Annotated in this window: 13 protein-coding genes, 1 tRNA gene and 1 pseudogene; 4 read left to right on the top strand and 11 right to left on the bottom strand. The window is 42.1% G+C overall.

The genetic code is table 11. The features are described from left to right. Positions 1 to 188 precede the first annotated feature (188 nt). Positions 189 to 371, bottom strand: a pseudogene (locus HT687_RS12215) (IS110 family transposase); the annotation flags it as partial. A 316-nt stretch (positions 372 to 687) separates the two neighbouring features. Here HT687_RS12215 and HT687_RS11965 point away from each other — a divergent pair. The 3 genes from HT687_RS11965 to HT687_RS08370 are packed head-to-tail and all read left to right on the top strand — an operon-like array spanning position 688 to position 2,892. Next, complete coding sequence (locus HT687_RS11965) at positions 688 to 984, top strand: hypothetical protein (RefSeq protein ID WP_054392932.1); 297 nt, start codon at positions 688 to 690, stop codon at positions 982 to 984. Between the two features lie 12 nt (positions 985 to 996). Further along, positions 997 to 1,953, top strand: coding sequence for a trypsin-like peptidase domain-containing protein (locus tag HT687_RS11960; RefSeq protein ID WP_345890535.1), 957 nt, complete (start codon positions 997 to 999; stop codon positions 1,951 to 1,953). Between the two features lie 18 nt (positions 1,954 to 1,971). Next, positions 1,972 to 2,892 (top strand): N-acetylmuramoyl-L-alanine amidase family protein, encoded by a 921-nt coding sequence (locus HT687_RS08370; protein ID WP_000771127.1) that lies wholly within the window; start codon positions 1,972 to 1,974, stop codon positions 2,890 to 2,892. Positions 2,893 to 3,139: 247 nt separating this feature from the next. Here the strand turns inward: HT687_RS08370 and ndk are convergent, their stop codons facing one another. The 3 genes from ndk to rpoB form a co-directional block, all read right to left on the bottom strand. After that, entirely contained in the window at positions 3,140 to 3,553 is a 414-nt protein-coding gene (gene ndk / locus HT687_RS08365) for a nucleoside-diphosphate kinase (protein ID WP_000438300.1), read from the bottom strand. A gap of 108 nt (positions 3,554 to 3,661) precedes the next feature. Beyond that, positions 3,662 to 7,339, bottom strand: a complete 3,678-nt coding sequence (gene rpoC, locus HT687_RS08360) for a DNA-directed RNA polymerase subunit beta' (protein ID WP_000228740.1) — start codon at positions 7,337 to 7,339, stop codon at positions 3,662 to 3,664. A gap of 38 nt (positions 7,340 to 7,377) precedes the next feature. Beyond that, positions 7,378 to 10,983 (bottom strand): DNA-directed RNA polymerase subunit beta, encoded by a 3,606-nt coding sequence (gene rpoB, locus HT687_RS08355; protein WP_031233671.1) that lies wholly within the window; start codon positions 10,981 to 10,983, stop codon positions 7,378 to 7,380. A gap of 414 nt (positions 10,984 to 11,397) precedes the next feature. Here rpoB and HT687_RS08350 point away from each other — a divergent pair. Further along, positions 11,398 to 11,468: transfer RNA gene (locus HT687_RS08350), tRNA-Cys, on the top strand. A gap of 187 nt (positions 11,469 to 11,655) precedes the next feature. On the opposite strand, the gene HT687_RS08345 is transcribed toward HT687_RS08350, so the two are convergent. The 7 genes from HT687_RS08345 to rsmD form a co-directional block, all read right to left on the bottom strand. Next, on the bottom strand, positions 11,656 to 12,987 hold the full coding sequence (locus tag HT687_RS08345; protein ID WP_023936733.1) for a hemolysin family protein: 1,332 nt from the start codon (positions 12,985 to 12,987) through the stop codon (positions 11,656 to 11,658). Positions 12,988 to 13,323: 336 nt separating this feature from the next. Continuing rightward, entirely contained in the window at positions 13,324 to 14,154 is an 831-nt protein-coding gene (locus tag HT687_RS08340) for a DNA/RNA non-specific endonuclease (protein WP_023936731.1), read from the bottom strand. A gap of 38 nt (positions 14,155 to 14,192) precedes the next feature. Next, a complete protein-coding gene (locus HT687_RS08335) occupies positions 14,193 to 14,381 on the bottom strand; it encodes a DNA-directed RNA polymerase subunit beta (protein WP_031233669.1) in 189 nt (62 codons plus the stop codon). Next, positions 14,374 to 15,657 carry a UDP-N-acetylglucosamine 1-carboxyvinyltransferase gene (gene murA, locus HT687_RS08330; protein ID WP_023936727.1) on the bottom strand — a complete coding sequence of 428 codons (1,284 nt, stop codon included), beginning with the start codon at positions 15,655 to 15,657 and terminating at the stop codon, positions 14,374 to 14,376. The genes HT687_RS08335 and murA overlap by 8 nt, the downstream gene beginning before the upstream one ends. Before the next feature lie 23 nt (positions 15,658 to 15,680). After that, complete coding sequence (locus HT687_RS08325) at positions 15,681 to 15,911, bottom strand: DUF1146 family protein (protein WP_023933289.1); 231 nt, start codon at positions 15,909 to 15,911, stop codon at positions 15,681 to 15,683. A 57-nt stretch (positions 15,912 to 15,968) separates the two neighbouring features. Next, entirely contained in the window at positions 15,969 to 17,477 is a 1,509-nt protein-coding gene (locus HT687_RS08320; protein ID WP_172924157.1) for a SepM family pheromone-processing serine protease, read from the bottom strand. After that, complete coding sequence (rsmD, locus tag HT687_RS08315) at positions 17,467 to 18,006, bottom strand: 16S rRNA (guanine(966)-N(2))-methyltransferase RsmD (RefSeq protein WP_000706960.1); 540 nt, start codon at positions 18,004 to 18,006, stop codon at positions 17,467 to 17,469. The genes HT687_RS08320 and rsmD overlap by 11 nt, the downstream gene beginning before the upstream one ends. Positions 18,007 to 18,062 lie beyond the last annotated feature (56 nt).

Here is an 18,062-nt window from a genome sequence, read left to right as displayed (position 1 = left end):
GTCCAATGGTCTTGATGTTGGGAAGGCTGATTAAAGAATAATGGAATAGAATTAGTCTCTAGTATATTCGCTTTTATTATTCATTAAAAATTGTAGGGGCAAGTTTGAAAAAATAAAAGTTAGTTGATTGATTACTTCTCTAAATTTTGGGCACACTAAAAAGAGGTCTTGATACCCAACCTTTAAAATTAAAGCACCTTGAATCCGTGCTGTTGTGCAAAACGAACGGCATCTTGGACAGACATTGTCTTATCTGAATTTCTTATTTCTGTAAGACCTTGTAATCTTGGATTATAACTCTCCTGTTTTAAAAGTACGTGGTAGATGGCAACCAATAATCTGCGACAGATAGCGATGATAGCTTTTCGATGCCATATAAATAATTTTTAACATGAGGGGGCTCCCTTCATAAAATTTGAGTCTGCCTATCCCTTGACTATTCTTTCCTTTCACAAACGAGTCGCTTATTCAATTATAAGTTTACGTGCTCTTAGTCACAGTTCTTGTGCTTGATGGAAAGAATGACACCTATAAAAATGCGAGGTAGTGGCTGTACCACTCACTTATTCACCTCCCCGTGATTTGTAGTAGTGATAGGCTTTCTCACTGTTATTATAAAACAAAGAGCACAACACTTTTTCATTCTGTGTTGTGCCTTGAGTGAAACGAAAGGAATGAATTATAAAAATGAAGAAAACATTTTATCGCAAATTCGGTATTTCAATTATTGCTAGTACTTTATTAGCTAGTCAGCTACCGACAGTATCTGCGTTGACTGTTATTTCAAGTACAGGCGAGGAGTATGAGGTAAGTGAAACATTACAAGAGGATCCAGGAACTAATAATTTTTCACTTCCCGATGTTTCACCGACTTATGGTCAATATTATACAAATCAGTCAGAAGTCATTATTGGCAAAAATGATTTAGTTAAGGTAAAAAATACTTTACAATATCCTTACTCTACATCAGCTTATGTAGAGTAAGAATTTCGTGGTGTGAAAAATGGTAAAGATGTAACTTATCGAGGGAGTGCCAATTTTATAAAGGATAATGTCCTTATTACTGCTGCTCATAATATTTATAAACATGAGTTTGGTAAAGATGCAGAAGAACTATATGTTACTCCTGCTCGTACTCCAAATAGTGTGCCGTTTGGTCGGATAAAAGTAAAAGAAGCTCGCTATTTAAAAGAATTTCGAAATACTGATCCAGATGAGCTTACTACCTATGACTTAGCAGTTTTAATTTTGGAAGAACCGATTGGCGCTCAATTGGGGACGTTAGGACTTCCCAATAATTTAGAAAATACTAAAAATCTAGATGTAACAGTTACGGGATATTCTGCTGTTAATAAGGATATTAAGCAGATGTATACTGATACAAAAACGATACTTCAAGATACAAATGATTTTTTATTCTATCAAGTAGATACTTTGCGTGGTGCAAGCGGTTCAGCAGTATATGATTCTACCAATAGGGTTGTCGGAGTTCATACCAATGGGAGTGAGGCAGAACAAATGAATTATGCTGTCAAGTTAAATGAGAAGGCTCTATCTTTCATCTACTCTGTTATTCGAGGGCATTCTATTGATGGTTGGAAATTGATTGGTGGTACTTGGTACTATTATAAGAACAGTACGAAACAAACAGGTTGGCAAAAGATAAATGACACTTGGTACTATCTAGACGCCTCCGGTAAGATGCTCACAGATTGGCAAAAAGTAAATGGGAAATGGTATTATCTGGAAACCTCTGGTTCAATGGCAACAGGTTGGAAATATGTACGAGGCAGATGGTATTACTTAGATAATAAAAATGGAGACATGAAAACCGGTTGGATAAAAGTGGGAGGAAATTGGTATTATCTCAATTCAAGTGGAGCAATGGTTACAGGTAGCCAAACTATTGATGGGAAAGTTTATAATTTCGCTTCATCTGGTGAGTGGATTTAATATTGGAGGTATATATAAATGAAACTTTTGAAAAAAACTATGCAAGCTGGACTAACAGTAATTTTCTTTGGTTTGCTAGCTACGAATACAGTATTTGCAGATAACTCTGAAGGATGGCAGTTTGTCCAAGAAAACGGTAGAACCTATTACAAAAAGGGGGACCTCAAAGAAACGGACTGGCGAGTGATTGATGGGAAGACCTATTATTTTGATTATAATGGCGAAATGGTTGTTGGTTGGCAGTACATTCCAATGCCAGTTAAAGGATATACAATTGGTCCTTACCCTAATGGTATCAGATTAGAAGGTTCCCCAATGCCAGAATGGTACTACTTTGACGAAAATGGAGTGCTACAAGAGTTTGTTGGTTGGCAAGAATTAGAGCTAAAATATTCCTTAACCGTTGGGAAAAAACATGGTGAAGGCTGGGAAGGTCCCGAAGTTCTTAAATTAGCATACTACTACTTTGATCAAGATCATTATTTAAAGACAGGTTGGCTTTATGATCAATCTAACTGGTATTACCTAGCAAAAACAGGAAATTCTGGGAATAAGAATCTTGGTGGTGAAAGACGTGTAGGTTGGATAAATGATGGTTCAGCTTGGTACTATCTAGATTCAGAAACTGGTATCATGCAAACTGGTTGGAAGCAAATTGGCAATAAGTGGTACTACCTCCGTTCATCAGGTGCAATGGCAACAGGTTGGGCTTATGTTGGTAATAACTGGTACTATCTTCGTTCATCAGGTGCAATGTCCACAGGTTGGGTGAAAGATGGTTCAATATGGTACTATCTAAATGCAAGTAATGGAGATATGAAAACAGGCTGGTTCCAAATCAATGGTAAATGGTATTATGCCTATGGTTCAGGTGCTCTAGCTGTTAATACCACAGTAGATGGTTACTACGTAAACTATAATGGTGAGTGGGTTAAGTAACGAATGCTAATCGTAACTGTAGTTGATACTTAACTTATTAAAAAGAGCTTTTTTCTACCATTTGTCAACTCTATCAATTTTTAAGAATTAAATGAGTCAAGACAGTAGCTATTCAGTATGTTTATCTACTGTAGTAGGTTGAAGAAAAACTAAGAATGAGAAAGGACGAAGTTAGTCCTTTCTTTTTTATGTGACTATACTTTCTATTCAAATGAGCTTTTAACCGATTGATTGAGCCAATCAACTCTTAAAACCAAAGAGCAATTTCTCGCTTAGCTGACTCTTCTGAATCTGAACCATGTACAACATTTTGGATAGTCTCATTTTCTCCAGCAGCTTTTGCAAAATCAACTCGAATAGTTCCTGGTAAAGCTTCTTCTGGATCAGTTGCACCCATCATGGTCCGCCAAGTTTCGATTACTTTGGGATCAGAAATGATACCTACAAGAACCGGTCCTGAAGTCATAAATTCACGAATCGGTGGGTAAAAACTTTGACCAACCAAGTCCTGATAGTGCTGGTCAATTAACTCTTCTGAAAGCTGTGTACGCAACTCCAATTTTTCAATTGTAAATCCACGTTGTTCGATACGTTTCAACACTTCACCCACTAGTCCTCTTTTTACACCATCTGGTTTAATGATAAAAAATGTTTGTTCCATACCTGTCTCCTTTGTCAGCTTCTTTCTTTTATTTTACCACATTCCATGGAAAAATGGAGAAAGTTTTCAGAAAAGAGAAAGAGAACCCGAAGGCTCTCTCATCTGCTTTTATTCTACTGTTTCTTCCACAGTTTCAACGGCAGTATCCACAACTACTTCTGTTGTTTCTTCATTCCCTTCTTCCTCTACTGGAGGATTAAGGTATTCTTCTTCGTTGATAGCATGTGGTTCAAGGTTACGGTAGCGAGCCATACCAGTACCTGCTGGGATGATCTTACCGATGATAACATTTTCTTTAAGTCCAAGGAGATGGTCTTTCTTACCACGGATAGCCGCGTCAGTAAGGACACGAGTTGTTTCCTGGAAGGAAGCCGCTGACAAGAAACTGTTGGTTTCAAGTGAGGCTTTGGTAATTCCCATGAGGACTGGGCGACCTGTCGCTGGAACACCACCTGCGATAAGGACATCTTTGTTGGCATCTGTAAAGTCATTGATATCCATGAGGGTACCCATGAGAAGATCTGTGTCACCTGGATCCATGACACGGACTTTACGAATCATTTGACGAACCATTACCTCGATGTGTTTGTCACCGATTTCTACCCCTTGGCTACGGTAAACTTTTTGTACTTCACCGAGAAGGTAAGTTTCAACTGACAAGACATCACGAACTGCAAGGAGACGTTTTGGTTGGATAGAACCTTCTGTAAGAGCAGCACCACGCGCTACTTGGTCCCCAACTTCAACACGCATACGAGCTGTAAATGGAACAACGTACTCACCTTCGCCAGTTTCACCCTTAACAAAGACTTTCTTGGTACGAGTTGATGCATCTTCTTCGATAGCGGTAACTTGTCCTTTAACCTCTGTGATAACCGCTTCCCCTTTAGGATTGCGGGCTTCAAAGATTTCTTGGACACGAGGAAGACCCTGAGTGATATCGGTATTTGAGGCAACCCCACCCGTGTGGAAGGTACGCATTGTAAGCTGTGTACCAGGTTCCCCGATAGATTGGGCAGCGATTGTACCAACTGCTTCACCAACTTCAACTGCATCACCAGTCGCCAAGTTGATACCGTAACAATGACGGCAGACACCATGACGAGTGTTACATGTAAATACTGAGCGGATAGTCACTTCTTCCACACCAGCATTGACAATTTCACGCGCCTTGTCTTCTGTAATCAATTCATTTGGACCAATGATAACTGCACCAGTTTCTGGATGTTTAACAGTTTTCTTAGTGTAACGACCATTGAGACGCTCTTCGAGAGACTCGATCATCTCTTTTCCTTCTGCGATAGAACGGATCAAGAGACCACGGTCAGTTCCACAGTCGTCCTCACGGATGATAACGTCTTGGGCAACGTCAACCAAACGACGAGTCAAGTAACCTGAGTCGGCTGTCTTAAGGGCCGTATCGGTCATACCTTTACGGGCACCGTGAGTTGAGAAGAACATTTCGAGTACCGACAAACCTTCGCGGAAGTTTGAAAGGATTGGCAATTCCATGATACGTCCGTTCGGAGCAGCCATCAGACCACGCATACCGGCAAGCTGTGAGAAGTTTGAGATGTTACCACGAGCTCCAGAGTCCATCATCATAACGATTGGGTTCTTAGGATCTTGGTTGGCAATCAAACGTTTCTCAAGTTTTTCACGGGCAGCACGCCATTCAGCTGTAACGGCATTGTATCGCTCGTCGTCTGTGATCATACCACGACGGAATTGTTTGGTGATTTGTTCTACACGTTTATGTGATTCTTCGATGATTTCAGCCTTATCATCAACGACTGGGATATCGGCAATACCCACTGTCAATCCCGCAAGAGTTGAGTGGTGGTAACCGAGGTTCTTCATACGGTCAAGTAGGGCAGAAGTTTCTGTCGTACGGAAACGTTTGAAGATTTCAGCGATGATATTTCCAAGGTTTTTCTTCTTGAATGGAGGGTTGAGTTCAAGTTTGCTGATAGCTTCCTTGATATCTCCACCAAGTGGCAAGAAGTATTTAGCAGGAACGCCTTCTGTCAAGTTGGCATTGTTTGGTTCTTGCAAGTATGGTAGACCCTCTGGCATGATGTCGTTGAAGAGGATTTTACCAACTGTTGTAAGCAAGACCTTGTGTTTTTGCTCTTCTGTCCAAGGCTTGTTGAGGCTGTCTGTTGCGATACCAACACGTGAGTGGAGGTGAACATAACCATTACGGTAAGCCATAACCGCTTCATCACGGTCTTTGAAGACCATTCCTTCACCTTCACGACCAGCTTCTTCCATGGTCAAGTAGTAGTTACCCAAAACCATGTCCTGAGATGGAGTAACAACTGGTTTACCATCTTTCGGGTTCAAGATGTGCTCAGCAGCGAGCATCAAGATACGAGCTTCTGCTTGGGCTTCTTCTGAAAGCGGTACGTGGATGGCCATTTGGTCCCCGTCAAAGTCAGCATTGTAGGCTTCACAGACAAGCGGGTGCAAGCGAAGGGCCTTACCATCAATCAAGACTGGCTCGAAGGCTTGGATACCCAAACGGTGAAGGGTCGGTGCGCGGTTCAAAAGCACTGGGTGTTCTTTGATCACTTCTTCAAGGATATCCCAGATACGCTCATCTCCGCGTTCCACCAAGCGTTTAGCTGCTTTGACGTTTTGCACGATATCACGAGCGACGATCTCACGCATGACAAATGGTTTAAAGAGCTCGATCGCCATTTCACGTGGCACACCACATTGGTACATCTTAAGCGTTGGACCAACGGCGATAACGGAACGTCCTGAGAAGTCAACACGTTTACCGAGCAAGTTTTGACGGAAGCGTCCTTGTTTACCTTTAAGCATGTGACTCAATGATTTAAGAGGACGGCTACCTGGTCCTGTGATTGGACGACCACGACGACCATTGTCAATCAAAGCGTCAACCGCTTCTTGAAGCATACGCTTCTCATTTTGAACGATGATACCTGGTGCATTCAACTCAAGCAAACGAGCCAAACGGTTGTTACGGTTGATAACACGGCGGTAAAGGTCGTTCAAGTCAGATGAGGCAAAACGGCCACCATCCAACTGCAACATTGGACGAAGATCTGGTGGAATAACCGGAAGGATGTTGAGAATCATCCATTCAGGTTTGTTTCCAGACTTGTAAAAGGCATCCAAAACATCCAAACGACGGATGGCTTTGACACGTTTTTGTCCAGTAGCTGTTTTCAACTCTTCTTTGAGTTCAGCAATTTCTTTTTCAAGATCTACTTGTTTCAAAAGGTCTTGGATGGCTTCGGCACCCATCTTGGCAACGAATGATCCATAACCATACTCACGCAAGCGCTCACGATATTCGCGCTCTGTCATGATAGACTTGTGCTCAAGTGGTGTATCCTTAGGATCAATCACCACATAAGCCGCAAAGTAGATAACTTCCTCGAGGGCACGAGGGCTCATATCAAGGGTCAAGCCCATACGGCTTGGAATCCCCTTGAAGTACCAGATGTGAGATACAGGAGCTTTCAATTCGATATGCCCCATACGCTCACGACGAACTTTTGTACGCGTTACTTCAACCCCACAACGGTCACAAACAATTCCTCTGTAACGAATGCGTTTGTACTTACCACAAGCACATTCCCAGTCTTTTGTAGGACCAAAGATAACTTCATCAAAGAGTCCTTCACGTTCTGGTTTCAAGGTACGGTAATTGATTGTTTCAGGTTTTTTGACTTCTCCATAAGACCATGAACGGACTTTACTTGGAGAAGCTAGGGTGATTTGCATACTTTTAAAACGATTTACATCAACCACTATTTCTTCCCTTTCTATTCTAAGTGAACTGCTTTTTCTTATTCAGCAGCTTCTTCTGTTGCTTCCGCTTTTGTTGCTTTCTCAGCTTCTTCAGCTTCAAAGGCCGCTTTAGCCTCTTGTGCTGCTTTTTCGCGGGCTTTTTCAAGGTCATCTACGTGGATGACATCTTCGTCCATTCCTTCATCCAAGTCGCGAAGTTCCACTTCTTGGTCATCTTCGTCTAGGACACGCATGTCAAGACCAAGAGATTGCAATTCTTTGACAAGAACTCGGAAGGATTCTGGAACACCTGGTTTTGGAATTGGTTTTCCTTTTGTAATGGCTTCATAAGCTTTCAAACGTCCGTTGATATCGTCAGACTTGTAAGTCAAGATTTCTTGAAGGACATTTGATGCACCATAGGCTTCAAGAGCCCAAACCTCCATCTCACCGAAACGTTGTCCACCAAACTGAGCCTTACCTCCGAGTGGTTGTTGGGTAACAGTTGAGTAAGGTCCGACTGAACGAGCGTGCAATTTATCATCAACCATGTGGTGGAGTTTGATCATGTACATGACACCAACTGACACACGGTTATCAAACGGTTCACCAGTACGGCCATCGTAAAGAATTGTTTTGGCATCGCTATCCATACCAGCTTCTTTAACAGTTGACCAAAGGTCTTCAGAACTTGCTCCGTCAAAGACTGGTGTTGCGATGTGAATACCAAGAGTACGAGCAGCCATACCAAGGTGGAGCTCCATAACCTGACCGATATTCATACGTGATGGCACCCCAAGTGGGTTCAACATGATATCGACTGGAGTTCCATCTGGAAGGTAAGGCATGTCTTCTACAGGAACGATACGAGAGACAACCCCTTTATTTCCGTGACGTCCGGCCATCTTATCTCCGACCTTGATCTTACGTTTTTGAGCAATGTAGACGCGAACCAGCATGTTGACACCTGATTGCAACTCATCTCCATTTGCACGTGTAAAGATTTTAACATCACGAACGACACCATCGGCACCGTGTGGTACACGAAGAGAAGTGTCGCGCACTTCACGAGACTTGTCTCCGAAAATAGCGTGCAAGAGACGTTCTTCAGCTGAAAGGTCTTTCTCACCCTTAGGTGTTACTTTACCTACAAGGATATCACCTTCTTTAACCTCAGCACCGATACGGATAATACCCATTTCGTCAAGGTCTTTAAGAGCGTCTTCCCCAACATTTGGAATTTCACGAGTAATTTCTTCAGGTCCAAGCTTTGTATCGCGTGTTTCTGATTCGTATTCTTCAAGGTGGACAGATGTGTAGACATCGTCTTTCACCAAGCGTTCGCTCATGATAACAGCATCCTCGAAGTTGTAACCTTCCCAAGTCATGTAGGCAACGATTGGGTTTTGTCCAAGCGCCATTTCTCCATTTTCCATAGAAGGTCCATCAGCGATGAAATCGCCTTTTTCAACGACATCACCAACTTTTACGAGAGTGCGTTGGTTGTAAGCAGTACCTGAGTTTGAACGACGGAATTTTTGGATGTGGTAAACGTCCAATGAACCATCTTCACGACGAACTTCTACCTTGTCAGCATCTGCGTAAGTAACTTTACCATCATACTGAGCAATCACAGCAGCTCCTGAATCGTGGGCTGCTTGGTATTCCATACCAGTACCAACGTAAGGTGCCTGAGGATTGATCAATGGCACAGCCTGACGTTGCATGTTGGCTCCCATGAGGGCACGGTTGGAGTCATCGTTTTCCAAGAAAGGAATACATGCTGTCGCAACGGCAACTACCTGTTTTGGTGATACGTCCATGTAGTCAACAACATTAGCTGGATACTCTTGGTTGACCCCTTGGTGACGTCCCATGACAATCTTCTCAGCAAAGGTTCCATCTTCGTTCAGACGAGAGTTTGCCTGAGCTACAGTATATTCATCTTCTTCATCGGCTGTCAACCAAACGATTTCGTTTGTAACAACGCCTGTTTCACGGTCAACCTTACGGTATGGTGTTTGAACAAAACCATATTTGTTCAAATGTCCGTAAGATGACAAGTTATTGATCAAACCGATGTTAGGTCCTTCAGGTGTCTCGATAGGACACATACGACCATAGTGAGTGTAGTGCACGTCACGTACTTCATATCCGGCACGGTCACGAGTCAAACCACCAGGTCCTAAGGCTGACAAACGGCGTTTGTGAGACAACTCAGAAAGTGGGTTGTGTTGGTCCATGAACTGTGACAACTGTGATGAACCAAAGAATTCTTTCACCGCAGCTGTTACAGGACGGATATTGATAATTTGTTGTGGTGTCAAGACTTCGTTATCTTGAACAGACATACGTTCACGGACATTACGTTCCATACGAGAAAGTCCAAGACGTACTTGGTTGGCAAGCAATTCACCAACCGCACGAATACGACGGTTTCCAAGGTGGTCGATGTCATCTACACGGCCAAGGCCTTCAGCCAAGTTGAGGAAGTAGCTCATCTCAGCAAGGATATCAGCAGGAGTGACGATACGAACCTTGTCATCTGGATTAGCATTACCAATAATTGTTACGACACGGTCTGGGTCAGTTGGTGCAACAACCTTGAATTTTTGAAGAACAACTGGCTCAGTCACAACGGCTGCATCATTTGGAATGTAAACAATCTTGTTCAGGTCGCCATCCAAATGGCTTTCAATGCTTTCAATCACACTACGAGTCATAACAGTTCCAGCTTCTACCAAGATTTCTCCTGTTTCAGGATCTACCAATGGCTCTGCAATGGTTTGGTTGAGCAAGCGTGTTTTAACATTGAGTTTTTTATTGATCTTGTAACGACCGACAGCTGCTAAGTCATAGCGACGTGGGTCAAAGAAACGAGCCACAAGCAAGCTACGTGAGCTTTCAGCTGTCTTAGGCTCACCTGGACGAAGGCGTTCGTAAATTTCTTTCAAGGCTTCGTCGGTACGAGAGTCCATTGGGTTCTTGTGGATATCTTTTTCAACAGTGTTGCGAACCAATTCGCTGTCACCAAAGATATCAAAGATTTCATCATCACCTGAGAAACCAAGCGCACGAACCAAGGTTGTAAATGGAATCTTACGAGTACGGTCGATACGAGTGTAGGCGATGTCTTTTGAATCGCTTTCAAGTTCCAACCAAGCTCCACGGTTAGGGATAACCGTTGAACCGTAGCCCACTTTACCATTTTTATCAACTTTATCATTAAAGTAAACACCTGGTGAGCGGACCAACTGAGAAACGATAATACGTTCACCACCATTGATGATGAAAGTACCCATTTCTGTCATGATCGGGAAATCACCAAAGAAAACTTCTTGGGTTTTGATTTCGCCTGTTTCTTTATTGATCAAGCGGAAGGTTACAAAAATTGGTGCTGAGTAGCTAGCATCGTGGATACGAGCTTCTTCCAGCGTATATTTGGGTTCCTTGATTTCATATCCAACAAATTCCAACTCCATTGTGTCTGTGAAGTTTGAAATTGGCAATACATCTTCAAACACTTCCTTAAGACCGTGGTCTAGGAAATCTTTGAATGAGTCAGTTTGAATTTCAATCAAATTTGGTAAGTCAAGAACTTCTTTGATTCTTGAAAAACTACGACGGGTACGATGTTTCCCGTATTGAACGTCATGTCCTGCCAAGATGATTCTCCTTTGTAAATAAGTTCCAAGCCTTGTCAATCAGGCTTTCTAATCGTCATATGGTTGTAAAACCCCTATCACCGTGTCCCTTTGATAAATTTTCAGAATCTTTAAGTCTTTGTTACAAGCACTCAAAATCCTGAAAAAAAGCACAAAAAGAGCAGCTAAATCTGACTTTTTCAGAAGATTTAACTGCTGTGAGCCTTGTCTGGACAATATTTCAGACAAAACCTACGACAAATGATTATTTATATTATACCCTAATTAGCTAGATTTTTCAAGGGGATTCAGTAGATTTTTGGTAATCTTTTTCCCATAGAAAACTTAGCATTACATTCGAATCACACTATGGTACAAAAAACTGAAAAAGCTATTGACTGAAAATCATTTTCAAGGTATAATAAGAAACGTTAAGGCGGTATAGCCAAGTGGTAAGGCACGGCTCTGCAAAAGCTTGATCGTCGGTTCAAATCCGTCTACCGCCTTTCAATACCGAATTTATCGGAATTTATCAAGACAAAAAGCCCGTAAATTAGGGCTTTTTTATTTTTTCTTCTGATAAATACGGATAATTTTGAAAAACTTTTGGGGCAAAGTTCTTTCCATGACATAATTCCCTCATGAAATCAACTGAAAAAAGCTTCGTCACGCCTGGTGACAAAAGCCTCTAGTTTACTCTGTTTCTTCTTCTATTTCAACTTCGGTAATTTGGACTTTTACCTTGGTAACACGTCCATTTTTCACTTTATCATTGGTTAAGATAAGCTGTTTGTTTTGACTAACTAATTCATAGCTGAGTTTCTCAGTCGTTGGAATGGTCCCAACTCCTGTCAAATAATAACCAGCGATGGTATCAACGTCATCACTTTCCAGTTCAACATCAAAGTAATTATTGAAATCATTGAGGGTCATAGTTCCTTGAACAATGTAAGTATCCTCGCCAATCTGATGAACATCTATTGCTGCTTTGTCCGTTTCATCATCAATTTCACCAACAATTTCCTCTAAAAGGTCTTCCAAGGTCACCAAACCAGCCATCCCACCGTATTCATCTAGCAAGATTGCCATTTGTCTTTGGGTATTTCGCAATTCTTTTAGCAAGTCATCCACAAAAATCGTTTCAGGTACAAAAAGTGGATCTTGTAAAATTCTCTTCCAAACAATATTATCAAAACCGTCCACAAAACCAGCCTTAAGGAGACTCTTGGTGTGAATGATTCCAATCACATTGTCCTTATCCCCATCGTAAACTGGTATACGGGAAAAGTTTTGTTTTAAAATACTTTGGATAATGCTTTGACTATCATCCTGAATATCCACCATAAAGGCATCCGTCCGAGGAACCATAACCTCTCGTGCCATCAGTTCATCGAGCGAAAAGACACCTTGTAGCATCTCAATCTCATCAGCATCCAATGTTTCTTCACTATTTGTCAGCATATAGGCAATTTCATCACGGGTCATCTTTTCATCCGCATCATCGAATGACATAGGAGTCAAATGGCTCAAGAAATTGGTCGAAGCAGCTAAAAGCCAAACAAAAGGACTGACTAGTTTTCCGATCCCAATGATAACCGGCGCTGTACGAATGGCCAAGGCATCCTTTAGATTAAGAGCGATTCTCTTAGGATATAATTCCCCAAAAACGATGGAAATATAGGTCAAAAATGCCAAGGATAGAAAAGTTGCCACGGCTTGTGCTGTTTCGCTATTCCCAAGCCAAGAGGCAATCACACGTCCTAGAGTATCAGCTAAACTCGCCCCTGATAAGATTGTAATCAGGGTGATTCCTACCTGAATGGTTGATAAAAAGTGGTTAGGATTTTCTAGTACCTTCAGCAGGCGGATGTAGCGTCTGTCTCCTTCTTCCGCCTTTTGTTCAACTCGGGCACGATTAAGAGAAACCATGGCCATTTCTGTGGCTGAGAAAAAGGCATTTAATACCGTCAAGATAAACAATAAAACAAATTGTAGCAACAAATTCTGACTACTTGGGTCTTCCATAGTTCTTCTCCTAAAATAGTATCTTATCCTTTATTATATCACAAAATTTAATCCAATACATATTATTTTTTTCTTAGCGTAACTTCTCAAAGTAACTTCCATCTCTCTCCCAAAACTGGAAGTTAGTTTTAGAAGTTACCATTTTTTCTTAGTACCTACTCTAGCCCTACTTAAACTAGAAAAAAGAACTCCTACATCCATAAGTGATATAGGAGTTTATCTTATCTTTTACTGATACTCTTCGAAAATCTCTTCAAACCACGTCAGCTTTATCTGCAACCTCAAAGCTGTGCTTTGAGCAACCTGCGGCTAGCTTCCTAGTTTGCTTTTTGATTTTCATTGAGTATGAGTTACAGTTACTTCTCCAGTTCGGTAATCCAGTTGAAGCCCCTTTTGAACATTGGGAACTAGAACATTAAATTCCAATTCTCCATCTGAAGACTTGGCTTCAATCTGTGAAGCTGAAGGAACTAAATCCTCGTTTGAAGCGTAGTAAAGGGTTACACGGTAACGGACACGCTTGTTTTTATCCAAGGCTTTACGCACCTTACTTTCATAGTAGTTTTGACCAGTCGAATCCTCGGCCTGCGCCTGATTTGCCCAGGCTGTCTGAACAGCAATGTTTTTAGGATTGCTTGTCGAGGCATCAAAACCATCCAAACCACCGATTAAGGCATAGCCTAACAGATGACCTCTATCGACTGCATGGGTATAAGAGCCCTTTAGATTCTTGACTTGATGCCAGCCTGGAGGAGTCCATGAAGTCGAACCATTCCCAGTTTCTTCACGATTCTTGTACTGACGAGTAGCCTTAGACAAGAGGGCATTAGCCACGGTTGGTACGGTCTCCTTGCCCACTGTCTTTGTTTTATTATCAGCGTAGGGCTTACTTGAAACCTTGGCATTTAGGTTTGTTTTATTACCATTGACGATAAAAGCACCTGATCCGTTCCACTCCAGACTCCCTTTTACTTGGTTTTTGACTGCGTCTGTTAAGACACTTTCCGCCAATTCTTGACCAGGCGCGTCTGGTGATTGACTTTTCTGACTTATTTTTGTCTTAGCAGCCTGATTGCCTAGTTCATTCTGCTTAATATAATAGCTCCCCGCAGATAAGAGCAATAACACTAGCAAACCAATCAGTGTCTGTCTTGTTTTTTTGTTCATATTTCTCCTTATCTTTAGAAAAAGACTGGTCTCCCAGCCTAATTTCCTGTAAATTTATGAATCAATTCCTGCCATTTTGCTGGAGACAGGATGGCCCATGGATCTTGTCCCTTGCCCAAAATTCCATAGCCGACCATTAAGCCGATTCCTAGGGCTAGAAGCCCTAAAATCAGTACCAAAATGACTAAAAATAAACGCTTGATTACGTAACCTGATTTCTTATTCATCTTCATCACTTGCCTCAATCCGCTGAATCTTAGCACCTAGCTGCGCCAACTTCTCATGGAAACGGTAGTAACCTCTATCCAAGTGAACCAATTTACCAACTACAGTTTCTCCCTGTGCTACCAAACCTGTCAAAATCAAGGCTGCACTGGCACGAAGGTCAGTAGAAAGAACTTCCGCTCCCTGCAAAGGCTGTCCACCAACAATACGAGCTGTATCACGGATAATCTCAGAATGCAAACCCATGCGACGCATTTCTTCTAGATGTTGGAAACGATTTTCGAAAACTGTCTCCACCATAGTTGACTCCCCTTTTGCGACTGTCATCAAGGCTGTAAATTGAGCCTGCATATCTGTTGGAAATCCTGGGTGGGGCAAGGTTTTCACATGAACAGCTTTTAGATTTTCTAGTTGAGAGCGAACGCGAATTCCTTCCGTCTCCTCCGTCACTTCCACTCCCATTTCAAGCAATTTGGCAATCAAGGGACGGTTGTGCTCCCAGACAGCATCTTTAATCAAGACATCACCACCAGTCATGGCAGCAGCTACCATAAAGGTTCCTGCTTCGATACGGTCTTGGACTACATTGTGAGTCGTACCATGAAGTTTCTCAACACCGGTAATGGTAATGGTCTCTGTACCAGCACCCTTAACCTTAGCTCCCATTTCATTAAGGAGAATGGCTAGGTCAACAATCTCAGGCTCACGCGCAGCATTTTCAATCACTGTAACTCCATCAGCCAGAGTCGCTGCCATCATCAAGTTCTGAGTAGCACCAACACTTGGGAAGTCCATATAGATATGAGCGCCATGCAAGCGTTCTGCCTTGGCTTCGATGTAACCAGCTGTCTGACTAATCTTAACCCCCATAGCTTCCAGACCTTTCAAATGAAGATCAATAGGACGGCTACCAATGGTACAACCACCTGGCATGGATACCTTGGCATGACCCACACGGGCAAGGATTGGCCCTAATACAACGATGGAGGCGCGCATCTTGCTGACATACTTGTAAGGGGCTTCCTCAGTGATGTCGCCAGTAGCATCCACCTCAACAAGATGGGCTTCCTCATCAAAGTCAACCTTGGCATTCAAACCACCAACCACCTGATTCATAATAAAGACATCCGACAAGATCGGTACATTCTGTAAGACTGTCTTTCCTTCACTTGCTAGAATAGTCGCTGCCAACAAGGGCAAGACTGCATTCTTTGCTCCTTCGATGGTTACACTTCCTACCAGACGATTATCGCCACCTTGAACCACAATTTTGTCCATACTCGTTTCCTTTACTCTTGATTTTATAATAATCCTCTAAGCGCTTCTTGCCACAAATGATACAGGCTGATAAAGAAAGAACTCAAGATATAGCCCATTACAATGCTGAAAAAACCTACTAATAAACGAACTTTTCTTGTATTCTCAGCTGTCACTTTTAAAACCTTTTCCCATCTAACAAGATCCTTTAAAAGGTAAAAACTCACATAAATAAAGAGCATGTGACTGCTTAGAGTGAATAATAATTGAACCATTTGACTATTATACCATCTTCTCTGTTTGTGCGCTAGTTTGGAAACTTCACTTAAAAACTAGGGATTGTTTTTCAAGTAATCAATTGCATCTTGTAGGGTTTTAACGGGCACGATTTTCATATCTGTCTTGATTGTTTTGGATGCTTCTAGGGCTGTTTGGTAGTTGTTTTTCGCGTCCGGATGCGCCTTTTGTTCTTCTTCGCTAACAGGGTTATCAGGAGCAAAGAAAATAGCAGCACCTGCCCTAGCCGAAGCTACAACTTTCTTGTCAATACCACCAATATCCCCCACATTGCCATCACGGTCAATGGTACCTGTACCGGCAACAATACGACCATTACGAAGATCTGGGTGAGCTATTTGAGTATAGATAGCTAGACTAAACATGAGACCAGCACTTGGGCCGCCAATACCAGCTGTTGAAAAACTAATTGGGACATTGCTGATTACCTCTGTACGATCAATCAAGCCGATTCCAATCCCATTTTTTCCATTTTCCAAGCTGATAATCTTTCCTTCTGCAGACTTGGTTTGCCCATCCTCTTCATAGGTCACCTTGACGGAGTCCCCTAATTGTTGAGAACTGACGTAATCAATCAAGTCCTTGGAACTATCAAAGGTCTGATCATTGACTGCTGTGACCGTATCAGAGATATTGAGAATCCCTTTAAAGGTTGAATTATCCGTCACATTCAAGACATAAACCCCAAAGTACTTGAGCTCGATATCCTTACCAGCTGTTTTTAGCCCTTGATACTTGGCCATATTTTGTGATGTTTGCATGTAGAATTGATTGATCCGCATAAATTCAACATCGGAAGAGCCACCTGTAGTCTCTTGGGCACTACGAATATCTGTAAAAGGCGTCAACCACGCATAAATCATATGGGCTAAAGTAGCGTGCTGGACACCAACCGTAACGAATTGATAGGCACCAGCTTCCTTATCTTCTGTGTCATTTACTTTAAGGACTTGGCGAATATCTTCCGAACCACCTGGAACCTCTATATAATAAGGCAAGGGCACTACAAATGCCAAGAAAGTCACAATCAAGGCCGCAATGACGTATAAGGGCCATCTAATCTTTTTTTCATTTCTTATTTCCTCCAAAATACTCTCGGGAACATAGCAGGCAATATCCTGACCAAACTTCAAAAGCTCTCTAACGCCTGATGAACTGATATAGAGATGTTCAGGTCGACTATGTAAATAAATAGTCTCTATATCAGGAGACAGCTGATGGTTGTAGTAATCAAAACTGGCTTCGTATTGCAAATCCGACGCATTTCTCAAGCCTCGCACTAGGCAAGTAGCCCCCAGTATTTTTGCGACATCGACCACCAATTCATCATGAGAAGACACGACTTTAACATTTCCCAAATGTTTCACAGCCTTTTCTAACCCCCGTTTACGATTTTCGATAGGAAGAAATCCTTGTTTGTGGGGATTAAAAAAAATACCGACATAGAGCTTATCAAAGAGTCTGCTCGCCCGTTCAATCATATCCAGATGCCCATTTGTCATCGGATCAAATGAGCCTGTGAATAAGCCAATCTTATCTGACATAGACTGTCACCTTACTAATTCCATAAATCTTTTCCTTCCAGATACCCAGACAGGCAATCTCTTCTGGAAGTTCAACGGCCTTATCCGTCTCGCACACAACCATAACATCTTCAGAAAAAAGCTCTCTCTCAGCCATTTTTTCAATATCTGCTACGATTTGTTCCTTGGCATAGGGAGGGTCTAAGAAAACGAGGTCAAATTCCCCAGATACCTGTTCCAATGCCCTCTCTGCATCCATCTTGAGGAGTTGAAATTTTCCAACTTCCTTGGTCATCTGGATATTTTCAGCCACGATGGTCTGAGCCTTACGGTCTCGCTCCACCAAAACAGCACTGGACATGCCACGCGATACTGCTTCGATAGATAAACCACCACTACCTGCATAAAGGTCCAAGACTCGTCCCCCTTCAAAGTAGGGACCAATCATGTTAAAAATGGCTCCCCTAACCTTATCCGAAGTAGGTCTTGTTGTCTTGCCTTCTAGTGTCTTGAGGGGACGTCCCCCATAGATTCCTGATACGATTTTCATACTGTTTATTATACCAAATTATAGACAAAAAGAGAAAGAAAACCGAACCTTGGGGT

Source organism: Streptococcus sp. 1449, from assembly GCF_013276805.1.
GTDB classification, from domain to species: domain Bacteria; phylum Bacillota; class Bacilli; order Lactobacillales; family Streptococcaceae; genus Streptococcus; species Streptococcus pseudopneumoniae.
Note: the sequence above shows the minus strand (reverse complement) of the source record. Positions and strands in the feature narration are given on the sequence as shown.

What these genes read in the sequence shown, in the direction of transcription:
- HT687_RS08320 (WP_172924157.1), bottom strand. Translation starts at nt 17,477, where the DNA reads ATGTCAGATAAGATTGGCTTATTCACAGGCTCATTTGATCCGATGACA.
- HT687_RS08325 (WP_023933289.1), bottom strand. Translation starts at nt 15,911, where the DNA reads ATGGTTCAATTATTATTCACTCTAAGCAGTCACATGCTCTTTATTTAT.
- HT687_RS08335 (WP_031233669.1), bottom strand. Translation starts at nt 14,381, where the DNA reads ATGAATAAGAAATCAGGTTACGTAATCAAGCGTTTATTTTTAGTCATT.
- HT687_RS08340 (WP_023936731.1), bottom strand. Translation starts at nt 14,154, where the DNA reads ATGAACAAAAAAACAAGACAGACACTGATTGGTTTGCTAGTGTTATTG.
- ndk (WP_000438300.1), bottom strand. Translation starts at nt 3,553, where the DNA reads ATGGAACAAACATTTTTTATCATTAAACCAGATGGTGTAAAAAGAGGA.
- rsmD (WP_000706960.1), bottom strand. Translation starts at nt 18,006, where the DNA reads ATGAAAATCGTATCAGGAATCTATGGGGGACGTCCCCTCAAGACACTA.
- HT687_RS08370 (WP_000771127.1), top strand. Translation starts at nt 1,972, where the DNA reads ATGAAACTTTTGAAAAAAACTATGCAAGCTGGACTAACAGTAATTTTC.
- murA (WP_023936727.1), bottom strand. Translation starts at nt 15,657, where the DNA reads ATGGACAAAATTGTGGTTCAAGGTGGCGATAATCGTCTGGTAGGAAGT.
- HT687_RS11965 (WP_054392932.1), top strand. Translation starts at nt 688, where the DNA reads ATGAAGAAAACATTTTATCGCAAATTCGGTATTTCAATTATTGCTAGT.
- HT687_RS08345 (WP_023936733.1), bottom strand. Translation starts at nt 12,987, where the DNA reads ATGGAAGACCCAAGTAGTCAGAATTTGTTGCTACAATTTGTTTTATTG.